Below are 11,486 nucleotides of genomic sequence, written 5' to 3'. Positions count from 1 at the left end.
GCTGATCAAGTTGATAGGCATAGAGGGTATAAGTGTTCTGCTACAAATTCGCTATCGCCAAACCGAATCATTCACCATCTGGGTACACATCCATGAAAATTTCGTTTTCTGGATCTCTTGGTTCCATTACATCTCCATGATCAACGACTTCTATATTGCCGTTATCGTTTGCATTAATCCCGTCTATGGTAATAGCAGTGACCCCTCCACCAACAAATAATCCAATTCCAGCACTTATAACAGCGATTTTTTTCATTGTAACCACTCCAGTTGGAATATTTAACTACATTTTGTAGTTATTTAAATGTTATAAGTTATTTGCTGATTTGTCAATTAAAAATCGATTACGAGATTATCCTTCGTAACTTTACTTATGTGAGCTTCAAGTAAAGTGAACAGCTTTTTGACAAATGAAACTATGTATTGTAGTTTTAATATAACAAACGTTGAAAGAGGTGTTTCATAATGAAAAGAAAGCCACTGATTGGTCTGAGTGTCTCTTCCATACTATTACTGGGGATTGCTGGAACTGCACTTGGTTTTAGCAATAGTGATATGGTGGAAGTAGGGGACGTGAACAATGAAGTAACTGAGAGAAGTGGTGATGTTCCGGAAGACATTCCAGCAGATGATCCAAATGAAGATGCTGGACATTTGTTTGGAGAGGAAAGTGATCTTCAAGGAGATCATACATTTGAGGATTAATTGCTCTAGGGGTTTCGTCAAACGGTTTCTTTAGAATAAAAATATATCTCTATGAAATGATCTAGACTCAGAAGACATGGGGGTTGCAAAGCAACCCCCATTTCGTTCTTTTGTTGACGGCTCGTTTTCCCTTGACTGATTAAACGATGTATTGTAGTGTGAACGACAATACATCGTTTGAAAAGTGAGTGAAGGTTCATGCAGAAAATGTCGCAATCTGAAAAACAGATTATGGAGATTATTTGGCGGAATGAGGGGGCGCTTACGACTGCAGAGATTTTGCAGCGTCTGCCTGACGGAAAAGACTGGAAGCAAAATACAGTGATTACTTTTCTTGCCCGTCTCGTTGAGAAGGATCTTGTGAAAGCGAACCGAATGGGTCGTGCGAATCACTATGATGCGTGTCTAACAGAGGAAGAGTACCGCGCGTTGGAGACGAAGCAATTCATCAGTGACGTTCATAAAGGCTCGGTGTCAGGGTTTCTGCAGACCCTTACTGATAGTGGCGACTTAACGAAAAAAGATATTGAAGATCTCATGAAGAAATTACGGGAGTAGGTGCGACCGATGACGGAGTTTTATGTGCACATTGGGATTATGTCGCTTGTCGCCAGTAGCATGTTGGCGATTTTGATGCTTACGAAACGAGTGACACAAAAATGGTTGTCGGCGTCTTGGCATTATTATTCGTCTTTATTCCTTTTTCTTTTATTCGTTGTACCGGTTTATGCTTGGTTTCAAATGAGCACGCCGGCTAATCCTGCCGTCTCAATTCCGACTGGCAACGAAGTTGGAGCAACGCTCGTCAATTACGTGCCGATCGTGTTACTCGTGGGGTCCATCCTCTTCTTCTCGGTCTACCTTTTCAGGATAGTGAAAATGACAAGGGTGTTGCGAACGACATGTGAGGAATCCTTTGATGAAGCCCATCTGATTGCGCTTGCGTACGCCAAAAAAACGCTCAAAGTTAAACGGAAAGTTACCATTTATTTATCCCCTTACATGACGACTCCGTTTATTTACGGAATATTTAAACCGAAAATTGTCCTTCCGTCACTTGATTTTAGTGATGAAGAATTAAAGCATATCTTTCTGCATGAACTCACGCATTATAAGCGCGGCGATTTATGGACAAAGCCTCTCTTGTCCATCATTCAATCGGTTCATTGGTTTAATCCGATCGTGTATCTGGCGAGACGGGAGATTGATCGTTTTGGTGAGTATGCGTGTGACGAGAGCATTACGAAGCAAATGAATCGGGACGAACGTACAAGATATTGTGAGCTCCTCCTGAATGTACTCTGGAACGTCATTGATCAAAAGCACGGTCATTATGCGGCGATGAGCCAGGATCGCAAAAGCTTGGAAAGAAGAATGCAGACGGTTTTAGCAACAAGAGGGAAGCGACAGCGAACCGCTCTCATTTCAGGTTCGATGTTCACTTTAATCTTAGCCGTTGCCGGGACGACGGTTGGTTTGGCAGCGGATGCGCACACAAGTGACCCTCATGTAGTTGCAGATGACGCTCAACTTGTAGAGGATAGGATGGATGGAGAAACGCAGATGTCGGATGACCCATTGGTTGAGAGTGATCTTAAAGATGAAAATTTTGAAAACGACTAACAGCCGGCGCGCTAGTTTGGCGTCGGTTTTACGTGTGGATTTAAACTACAAAACATAGTTTTGAAGGTAAGATACATATGGTGATGGAGTGTACAACGTGGTTTTGGCTGTTCTTTGGAAAGCGTCTATGTGCTTACCGAGTGTTGGGATTAGAAAGAGGTTAGTCGGCTGGTCGCAAGAACAAGTCGTAAACAGCCTGCTGCGGTTAATGGCGGAAGGCTCGGTGCGTGCGCAAATCATTGAGGGAACGAGTTATTATTGTACGTCTATTTCAGAAGAGGCATTCAGTAAACAGTTTTACGGCGGAGAAGATAACGAGTAATCGAACAACGGAACGCGGCTTTTAGCAGCGTTCCTGTGTGTTAGTCGCTATAAATGTGATCGTCTTTAAGGTCGCCTTCAGTGCCATATAAGTGAATGCCTTCGTCGTTTGGAATCGGTGGTTCTGGAGCATCTAGTGGAACTGTAGAATCTTGGTTGTGATCTTGGCTAAGCCCAAACGCAGTACCGGTTACCCCGACGATGAGCGTTGTTGCAAATGCCAATGATAAGATACGCTTTTTGTTCATCGGTGAAGCCCTCCTTTTTGATTTGAGGTGTGTAGCTACACTTATAAAACTACAATATGTAGTTTTATAAGTCAAATGGTTACCTTCACTTCAATGAAATTTGTCGTTAACGCGAATCATCGAGTCCGATCAATGTGGGGATTTCAACAGAAAAGGGTTCCTTATTCAAGAAAATCCCATCATAGACATCGTCTAAATGGGATTTTCTCTTTAAAACATACGAAACGCTGGTTTACCTTTTGCAGTAACTCATCATCTGATGATGGGAAGTCATTAATCCAAATAAATCCCTACGCCTGGGCCGATCGGCAAGCCGAGCAGTGTCCAGATGATAAACAGTAAGATCCAGACGCCGAGTAGAATAAAGGCGTATGGAATCATGAGAGAAATGATGGAGCCTAGTCCCATGCGACTGTCGTAACGTTTCATGAATCCGAGTACCATGATGAGGTACGGATTGAGTGGTGTAAGTACCGAGGAGGCGGAGTCGCCAATTCGATATGCGAGCTGGGCGTACGCAGGATCATACCCAAGGAGCATGAGCATCGGTACGAATACGGGAGCCATTAACGCCCATTGTGCGGAGCCGCTCGTAATCATTTGATTTAAGAGGGCGGCGAGCAGGATAAAGGCGACCATGAGTCCTAGACCGGTAAAGCCGATGCCTTCTAAAAACTCCGATGTATTTACGGCGAGTATCGTGCTTAGGTTTGTCCAGTTGAAGTATGCAATAAACTGGGCAATGGCAAAGACGAGTACGATGTAAGGAACCATGCTTTTCATTGCTTCTGTCATATGGTTAGGAATGTCAGCTGTTTTCTTTATTGTACCGACGGTTACGCCATACGCGACGGACACGATGATAAACCAGACGAGAATGATCGGCACGATGTTTGAGAGAAGCGGTGAATCACCGTCTTCACCCCGCAACACGGAGTTCTCGGGCAATAAGGCGATTCCGATGAGCGCTAAATAGATGACGGTTCCAATAACAGCATAAATGAGGCCTTTGATTTCTTGTTTGCTCGGATTGGTGGCGGTCTCACCAAGTACAGCAGGTTCGGCATACGTATCGTCGAATTTGCCTAAGCGCGGTTCAATGATCCGTGTGGTGACGAGACCGACAACGAGGATGACCATGAACGTGGATACGCTCATAAAGAACCAGTTGTCGAGCGGTGTGACGCTAGCCTCCGGGATGATTGACTGGGCGGCTTCTTCGGTGATGCCGGCAAGCAGAGCGTCAGTCCCAGCGATAATGATGTTGGCGGTAAACCCGGCAGCGACGCCAGCGAATCCGGCGCACATTCCAGCAATTGGATGCCTGCCGAGGGAATAAAACACCATAGCGGCAAGGGGCGGAATGATAATCATCGCGGCGTCAGAGGCGATGTTTCCGAGCACGGCTGCGAAGATGATCGCATACGTAACGAGTGCTGTCGGCGCCCGCATGATGGTGGCTTTCATGAACGTATCAAAGAGGCCGACTTGCTGGGCGAGCCCAATGCCGAGCATCATCGTCAAGATGAGGCCGAGCGGGGCGAAGCCGGTAAAGTTTGTAATCATTGATTCGAGCATGAAGAGTAAGCCTTCACCTGAAAATAAGCTTCTTGCTTCGATGACTTCGCCTGTCGTCGGATGTTCGACAGCGACGTTAAACTGGCTCACAATCCAAGAAATAATAATAATGGCGATGGCAAAATAAACAAATAAGATGAATGGATGGGGCAGTTTGTTTCCTAACCATTCAACACGATTTAGAAAACGATTCATCAAAGATGACGGTTCTTGCTGCATTATGAATCACCTCGGTGCGTTAGTTCTGTAGTTTAGATGGTTCGATTCCTGGTGGAATGGGGCATTCATAATGCGTTCCATCTAACCTTTGATGTAATTCTTCTTTTGCCTGGTCAATCAGGGCAGGGTTTTCTAGCAGCTCTGCCGCTGTACCGCTCATTAATTCCGCGGCGTACAACATGCCGGTCATTGCATAGGATGTTTTTCCTTGTGCAACCATTTGCCACGTGTGGAAGGGTGTCCCGAACGCATAGCATGTGGTGTAACATTGCACGGTTGGAGCGATCGTGCTCACATCACCGACATCGGTTGACCCAGACAGACGCTTCATGTCCGGCGTGGATGGAATCGTCGTAGCGACAAGGTCGTGAGCGACGTCGTTTGTAGAGATTTTACGTACTTCGTCAATGGCGTTCTGAATCTCACTCTCGCTTAGCGTATCGTAAAACTGTTTGGCGAGCTGCTTTTCTTCATCTGTGTAGTCCGGTTCCCCAAACGCTTGCATCTCTTTGTTCATGACGTCTTCAAGTGTGCGGTTGCGCACGAAGTTGGAGCATGCTTTCTCAAACGTCATCTCGAGCTTAGTTTCGGTCATGAGTGCAGCACCTTCGGCAATCTTCTGCACACGTTCGTACACTTCTTTTGCCTTTTTGACCGTCGTTCCCCGCATCAAGTAGAGAACTTCTGCATCGGCCTGCACGACGTTTGGAGAAACGCCCCCGGTGTTTGTGATCGCATAATGCAGCCGGGACGTTTCTTCGATATGTTCCCGCAAATAATTCGCTCCGATATTCATCAGTTCTACCGCATCCAAGGCACTTCTGCCAAGGTGTGGGCTGGCTGCTGCGTGGGACGCTTTTCCTTGAAAGCGAAAAGATACTTGGTAATTTGCGAGTGTCTCATACGCCCATACCGTATTGTAGTATCCGGGATGCCACGTGATGGCGGTATCAATACCGTCAAAAGTACCTTCTCTTGCCATGAACGTCTTGCCGGAACCCCCTTCTTCGCCTGGACAGCCATAAAATTCAATCGTTCCAGGCAGGCCGTTTTCTACCATATAATCTCTTGCTGCGATTGCTGCTGCCATCGCACCGGTCCCGAGCATATGGTGACCGCAACCGTGCCCGTTGCCGCCTGCTTCTTTCGGTTCAGGTGACGGTTGGTTTTCAATCTGGCTTAAATCTGATAAAGCGTCGAATTCACCGAGAAAGCCAATGACCGGTGAGCCACTGCCGAACCGTGCCCGAAAGGCGGTGGAGATGCCGGCGATGCCCCGCTCTACTGTAAATCCCTCTGCTTGTATGTAATCTGCGAGCAGCTTTGCAGATTGCTCTTCCTCAAATCGTAGTTCAGGTGTATTCCAAATATGCTTGGCCAATTGCTCATAGGCGTCGCGATTCTGTTGGATCTGCTCAGTTAGAAATGACTGACGGGACATGGGCAATCCCCCTCCTTCGTTTACGTTAAAAGCCATGCTACCATAACGACCATTGGGTGGGAAGAAGTTTTTCTATTATGCGATGAGTGCTAGATCGTTTTACACGATTTTCAGCTCCGGTGGTGACGAGGATTGCTCATTTTTGGGGAATTACTAGGGAATTAGTGATCGATATAGAATGAACTTAACATTTTCCTCGTTGCGCAGTTTGTTCCAACTGGAGCGCAGATTCCAAGCTGAAGTGCCAACGATATGTCGGCCCCGCCGGGGCAGAAACGAAACCGGACTCGGTTCGGCGTGGCTCGCGCCGACGTCTTGCTAGGTTTTTGGCTAGGAAATACAAAGGATGGTTCTCTGAACCCGTTACCGAAGAGGTGGCGGCACATACAGCCAAGACGAACGAACGTTCTGCGCGCGAGTTTCCTCCATCTGCGCGCAAGTTTTCGCTTTTGAACGATTTTAGCGCAGATTTCGCCAAACTTGCGCGCAGTTTGTTCCAACTTGCGCGCAGATTTCAAGCTAAATGCCAACGACACGTCGGCCCCCAACGGGGCCGAAACCAAACCGAACTCGGTTCGGCGTGGCTCGCGCCGACAGCTTGTTGGTACTTTGGGGCGAGGATGCAAAAGTGACCCGGTAATCTGTTCCCGAGTTTGCTCATTCTGTTCCCTAGTTTATGAGAATAGACCGATTTTCCTTCGATTTCCTCCAACTTGAGAACAGTTCGGCTTCAACTCGAGCACAGTTTCCACATTCCCAAGCTCTTACCATTGGTTCGTGAAGAAATTCTCTCGTTCAACTTATCTAGATCGCTTTAGAACACCGCAATTTACCTTATACTGGGCGATCTATGAACGCTCGTGTTTATACAGAACCTCAACCTATTAATACATATAAACCTCAAGAGCTAGCAACCATCGGCACCTCTGGTGCCGAAGATAAACCGAACGGTCGTCGGCATGACTCATGCCGACCTCTCGTTAGCATTTGAGCTTTTTGATTTTGTTTGGAAATGGAGGGGGGTGTGATATAGATTCAACTTTAGATCTCCCTAATTTGCACTGTTGGTTCTTGCTTTCCATCACGGGTTGAAGGTTGCAGTCCAGACTATAAGTGCAACATCGGTGGGCAAAAGACGCCCCCCGTGTTTTCTTTACAGTACGGAGTCCGAGGGCGCACTTCCACCCTCGACATCGGTTCGCGTTTCTGATTATTGACCAAGGTGTATGGAAAAATGCCCAAATGCCCCAAATCTTCATTTATGTGACATTTGGGAAAGAAAAATCATCATTTTAAACGTGGATGCGCACATAAACGGAGTCAACTGTCACAAATCGGGATATATGTGACAGTTGAGCGCCTGAAGTGCCCGGTTTAAGGGCTAGATTGTCACATAGAAAAGAGGGAGGTCGCAACGGTCATTGGGCCAGGAGGTGACCACCGTTCACTTCTTTTTGCCCGCACCCGGCGTGCCAATTTGATTTCTGCGTGACTATTGCTGAGAGCGGTATAAGGGTTGCCTTTTACTAGGAAACTGCGCGCAAGTGTACAAGAATTGCACAGGTTTGCGCCCGCGCCGTGATCGCAGTTAGGGTTGTCTCTCGATCACACTGTGCCCGTCGCGTTAATGATTTTTCGCGCGTAATACTTCAGAAAGCAATCGTGTAAATGCCTTAAGGTAAACAAATTCTAATAAATCTAAATATATTTATTATATAGATCTATCATCCTTGCAGTGCTTTCAGGTGAGTAATATTGCTTATCTGCGATGATAAGGCACTTATAGGGAGGTAACAAGCTCTTGAGTCGGAAATACGCTTTTTTAAACTCTATTACAGTATAATTTCAGTTTTGACAGAAATGTGTCGATTACATAACATATAATATATATTAAACAATTAAAATTTAATAAAGTGGAAGGAGTGACCCTCAGTTGAATTCAACGTCATTCGATACCGTTTTATTTGATAAAGATGGAACGATTATTGATTTTTCATCGATATGGATGCCTTGGCTCCATGAAGTTGTCGAAGAGGTGTGTCGCACGGTGGATATTTTGGATACAACCTCTTGGAAGAAGCAAGCGTTCCATGCTGTAGGCATTGAGAATGGCAAACGTCTCGATCCCGAGAGTCCGCTTGCAATTGGCAGCATGCAGGATACATATACGATTCTTGCGTTTTGTTTGTACAACCTCAACCATACACCTTGGAGTGAGGCGCTTTATGCCATCATGGAAGCGGTTGAACACATCAATGTTCAAAAAAGTTATACGAATCAAATGCAAGCCATCGATGGTGTTGAGGATTTTATTCTTGCTTGTAAAGCAGCAGGGAAGAAGATCGGTGTACTTACTGCTGATGATCAAGATCAAGCCATTTTGCACCTGGAGCAGCTTCATTTGAAGCACCATTTCGATTTTGTCATGGGCAGTGATCAAGTCGAACGTTCAAAGCCATTTCCGGATATTGCTGTAAAAGCGGCAAAGGATCATGATTTTGATTTGAGTCGTGCAATGATGATTGGGGACACCGACGCAGATATGGGTGTGGCCAAAAATGCGGATATGGCTCGAGCATTGGGTCTTGTTACATATGCTTATCCGCAAACTCATCATTTGCGTCGAGCGGATGAGATTTATACTACGTATCCAGCTATGAAGGATGCCCTATTTGGAGGAGATGAAAACAATGAAAAATAAAAAACGGTGGTTGATCGCTCCTGTTGCAGCGATGACGTTAGCAGCTTGTGGTGGAGATAGTGAGTCAGTAACGGTGTATACACACAATGATGAAGAGGAAATGAACGCATTTGTGGCAGCGGCAGAAGAAGCGACAGGTGTGTCTTCAGACGTGTTGCGCATGTCTAGTGAAGAGGGCTGGAGTCGTGTTGATGCCGAGTATCCACATGTGGGTGCGGATTTGCAATGGGGAACGTTGCACAGCTTCGCGTTAATTGCTGAAGAGCAAGATATGCTCGTTTCGTATGATTCGCCAGCGTGGGACGATGTGCCAGATGAATTCAAAGACCCTAACGGTCAATGGTACGGATGGTCGTATTGGTTCAACATGGTCGCGGTCAATGAAGATCTCTTAGAATCTGAAGGGCTGGACCGTCCAGAAAGCTGGGCAGATCTATTGGACCCTCAATATGCAGGGGAGATTGTCATGCCTGATCCAGGTACGTCAGGAACAGCGTTCCTTTTCGTATCGACCATGTTCCAACTGCTTGGCGAAGAAGAAGGTTGGGAGTATTTCGATCAGCTTCATGACAATGTTGCACAGTATGTGCAGTCGCATTCAGCGCCAGTGCAAATGGTTGCCCAAGGTGAATATGCAATCGGCATCTCATGGGACCAAGCGGTGTTAGACCGGATTGATGAAGGGTACCCGATTGACTACATCATCCCAGAAGAGGGTGTTGGCTATGACTTGGACGTTGTCTTCATGTTTGAAGGTACAGAAAACCAAGAAGCAGCTGAAAAAATCATTGATTTTATCGGTTCTGACGAAGGCATGGAAGTTGCAGCCGAACATCGCTCAATGGTAACTAAACCTGGCATCGGTGAAGACGACCAAGAATTTGATTTCATTGACTATGATGCCGTTTGGGCAGCAGAAAACCGCGACCGCATTATGGAAGAATGGCAGGAAAGGTATTAAAGAGAGGAGCGGAATCAATGGCTGGTAAACAGCAGACATCGACCGTGAACTCTGTGTCAAAAATGGGAGCGGGCTTTAAAGTGGCAGCATTCATCATTGCTGCTTGCTTGCTTCTTTTTATACTGATTCCTGTATTGGCAGTGTTTCTGCGCAGTTTCGGAATCGGATCAGGACAAGGGTTGACGCTAGAATTCTATACACGTTTCTTTACAACGAGCAATCATATTGAAGCCTTAACGAACAGTGTTTCAGCAGGTCTGATCTCAACATCAGTCATTTTAATGATCAGCATTCCGTTTGCTCTGTATGTCACGAGAACACCGAGAAGTCCAATCTCAAGAGTATATCGAGGAATTGGGCTTCTCCCACTTGTTGCACCACCGTTCATCTTCGCTCTCTCGCTCATCATTCTTTTTGGTCGTAACGGTGTTGTGTCCAATGTGATGAACGATTGGTTCGGGCTAGAACTAAGCATTTACGGATTTTGGGGCGTCGTCATTGCTCAAGTGCTCGGCTATTTTCCGATTGCTTACATGATGATTGAAAGTTCGCTCCGCTCCGTGAACCCGAGCTTAGAGCATGCGTCGCAAGATTTGGGTGCAACCCAAGGAAGAACGATTTTCTCCATCACACTACCGATTGCCGGGACGGCGATTTTAAAAGCTGGGTTGCTCGTTTTCGTGATGGCACTCGCTGATTTCTCGAATCCGCTCATCATCGGTGGGGGAACCCCGTTCCTTGCGTCATCCGCATACCTTCAAGTGATCGGTCAACAAAACTTGGAGATGGCCGCGGTACTCGGTGTGTTTCTAATTATTCCGAGCTTGCTCGTGTTTTTATTCCAGACGTATATACTTAAAGATCATGAAACGGCTTCAATCAATAACTCTACAGAGAATAACCCGCTAAATCCAGTCGTCAAAGCGGTTGTTGTTTTTATGAGTACGCTGATGGCTATTTTTATCGTCGCTATGTTTGCGATGGTCGTGCTAAGTGCGTTTGTGCAAATCATCGGTGTGAACAACACGTTCACGCTAGACCACTTCTCTGACACAACCGGCTGGGGATACATTTGGAACAGTGTGATTGTTTCGTTCTTCGCGGCGCTCATCGCTGCAGGACTCGGGATTTTGCAAGGGTACTTCACTGTTCGTAAAAATATGGCAGCAAAAAAATTAATGGAATTTATTGCGCTGTTTGGACTTGCCGTTCCAGGAACTGTTATGGGGATTGGTTATGTACTAATTTTCAACGGACCGCCGTTCTTCTTAACAGGTACCGTGTTGCTGCTCGTCATGAACATGGCGTTTAGAAAGATTGGTGTCGGTTTAGAGTCGGGGATTAGTCAGCTGCAACAGCTCGATTCTTCGATGGAAGAAGCGTCGGCTGATCTCGGTTCTGGCCCGGTCGGTACGTTTAGAAAAGTCGTACTGCCGCTCCTCACGCCAGCATTTATGTCGGGGTTTGTGTACACGTTTATGACCGCCATGGTGAGTGTTAGTTCCGTCATCTTCTTAATTGCGCCAGGAACAAACCTTGCGGCTGTCTATATTTTAAACTTAGCCGATCAAGCCGCGATCGGGCGCGCGTCCGCCATGTCTTTCATTTTGATAGTGATTGTCATTTTGTGCATGGGCTTAATTAAATTCATTGAACGTCGAGCGAATACGTCAGCATAAGGAGAGCGAA

Annotated in this window: 11 protein-coding genes; 7 read left to right on the top strand and 4 right to left on the bottom strand. The window is 46.2% G+C overall.

Going from position 1 to position 11,486, the window contains the following annotated elements; translation table 11 throughout:
* Positions 1–67: 67 nt before the first annotated feature.
* Positions 68–256 carry a hypothetical protein gene (locus ACE1TF_RS05745; RefSeq protein WP_375015059.1) on the bottom strand — a complete coding sequence of 63 codons (189 nt, stop codon included), beginning with the start codon at positions 254–256 and terminating at the stop codon, positions 68–70.
* 209 nt (positions 257–465) lie between these two features.
* Between ACE1TF_RS05745 and ACE1TF_RS05740 the strand changes: the two genes are divergently transcribed.
* From ACE1TF_RS05740 to ACE1TF_RS05725, 4 genes are all read left to right on the top strand, one after another.
* A complete protein-coding gene (locus ACE1TF_RS05740; RefSeq protein ID WP_375015057.1) occupies positions 466–705 on the top strand; it encodes a hypothetical protein in 240 nt (79 codons plus the stop codon).
* 198 nt (positions 706–903) lie between these two features.
* Positions 904–1,263, top strand: a complete 360-nt coding sequence (locus ACE1TF_RS05735) for a BlaI/MecI/CopY family transcriptional regulator (RefSeq protein WP_375015055.1) — start codon at positions 904–906, stop codon at positions 1,261–1,263.
* A 9-nt stretch (positions 1,264–1,272) separates the two neighbouring features.
* Positions 1,273–2,328: a M56 family metallopeptidase gene (locus ACE1TF_RS05730; protein ID WP_375015053.1), complete on the top strand. Its 1,056-nt coding sequence runs from the start codon at positions 1,273–1,275 to the stop codon at positions 2,326–2,328.
* A gap of 97 nt (positions 2,329–2,425) precedes the next feature.
* Positions 2,426–2,650: a hypothetical protein gene (locus tag ACE1TF_RS05725; RefSeq protein WP_375015051.1), complete on the top strand. Its 225-nt coding sequence runs from the start codon at positions 2,426–2,428 to the stop codon at positions 2,648–2,650.
* A 40-nt stretch (positions 2,651–2,690) separates the two neighbouring features.
* Here the strand turns inward: ACE1TF_RS05725 and ACE1TF_RS05720 are convergent, their stop codons facing one another.
* The 3 genes from ACE1TF_RS05720 to ACE1TF_RS05710 all read right to left on the bottom strand — a co-directional run bounded on the left by ACE1TF_RS05720 (position 2,691) and on the right by ACE1TF_RS05710 (position 6,135).
* Entirely contained in the window at positions 2,691–2,897 is a 207-nt protein-coding gene (locus ACE1TF_RS05720; RefSeq protein ID WP_375015049.1) for a hypothetical protein, read from the bottom strand.
* Positions 2,898–3,170: 273 nt separating this feature from the next.
* Positions 3,171–4,694 carry an AbgT family transporter gene (locus tag ACE1TF_RS05715; RefSeq protein WP_375015047.1) on the bottom strand — a complete coding sequence of 508 codons (1,524 nt, stop codon included), beginning with the start codon at positions 4,692–4,694 and terminating at the stop codon, positions 3,171–3,173.
* A 19-nt stretch (positions 4,695–4,713) separates the two neighbouring features.
* Complete coding sequence (locus tag ACE1TF_RS05710; protein WP_375015045.1) at positions 4,714–6,135, bottom strand: amidohydrolase; 1,422 nt, start codon at positions 6,133–6,135, stop codon at positions 4,714–4,716.
* Positions 6,136–8,068: 1,933 nt separating this feature from the next.
* On the opposite strand from ACE1TF_RS05710, the gene ACE1TF_RS05705 reads away from it, so the two are divergent.
* The 3 genes from ACE1TF_RS05705 to ACE1TF_RS05695 are packed head-to-tail and all read left to right on the top strand — an operon-like array spanning position 8,069 to position 11,476.
* Positions 8,069–8,836: an HAD family hydrolase gene (locus ACE1TF_RS05705; protein WP_375015043.1), complete on the top strand. Its 768-nt coding sequence runs from the start codon at positions 8,069–8,071 to the stop codon at positions 8,834–8,836.
* A complete protein-coding gene (locus ACE1TF_RS05700) occupies positions 8,826–9,797 on the top strand; it encodes an ABC transporter substrate-binding protein (RefSeq protein ID WP_238544791.1) in 972 nt (323 codons plus the stop codon). Before ACE1TF_RS05705 ends, ACE1TF_RS05700 begins: the two co-directional genes overlap by 11 nt.
* Positions 9,798–9,814: 17 nt before the next feature.
* Positions 9,815–11,476, top strand: coding sequence for an ABC transporter permease (locus ACE1TF_RS05695; protein ID WP_375015041.1), 1,662 nt, complete (start codon positions 9,815–9,817; stop codon positions 11,474–11,476).
* The last annotated feature ends 10 nt before the right edge of the window (positions 11,477–11,486 follow it).

It is taken from the genome of Geomicrobium sp. JSM 1781026 (assembly GCF_041949955.1).
Taxonomy (GTDB): Bacteria; Bacillota; Bacilli; order Bacillales; family Marinococcaceae; genus Geomicrobium_A.
Note: the sequence above shows the minus strand (reverse complement) of the source record. Positions and strands in the feature narration are given on the sequence as shown.

Bases quoted from the DNA above. Each gene is read 5' to 3' on its own strand.
- ACE1TF_RS05745 (WP_375015059.1), bottom strand. From the start codon at position 256: ATGAAAAAAATCGCTGTTATAAGTGCTGGAATTGGATTATTTGTTGGT.
- ACE1TF_RS05740 (WP_375015057.1), top strand. From the start codon at position 466: ATGAAAAGAAAGCCACTGATTGGTCTGAGTGTCTCTTCCATACTATTA.
- ACE1TF_RS05735 (WP_375015055.1), top strand. From the start codon at position 904: ATGCAGAAAATGTCGCAATCTGAAAAACAGATTATGGAGATTATTTGG.
- ACE1TF_RS05730 (WP_375015053.1), top strand. From the start codon at position 1,273: ATGACGGAGTTTTATGTGCACATTGGGATTATGTCGCTTGTCGCCAGT.
- ACE1TF_RS05720 (WP_375015049.1), bottom strand. From the start codon at position 2,897: ATGAACAAAAAGCGTATCTTATCATTGGCATTTGCAACAACGCTCATC.
- ACE1TF_RS05715 (WP_375015047.1), bottom strand. From the start codon at position 4,694: ATGCAGCAAGAACCGTCATCTTTGATGAATCGTTTTCTAAATCGTGTT.
- ACE1TF_RS05710 (WP_375015045.1), bottom strand. From the start codon at position 6,135: ATGTCCCGTCAGTCATTTCTAACTGAGCAGATCCAACAGAATCGCGAC.
- ACE1TF_RS05700 (WP_238544791.1), top strand. From the start codon at position 8,826: ATGAAAAATAAAAAACGGTGGTTGATCGCTCCTGTTGCAGCGATGACG.
- ACE1TF_RS05695 (WP_375015041.1), top strand. From the start codon at position 9,815: ATGGCTGGTAAACAGCAGACATCGACCGTGAACTCTGTGTCAAAAATG.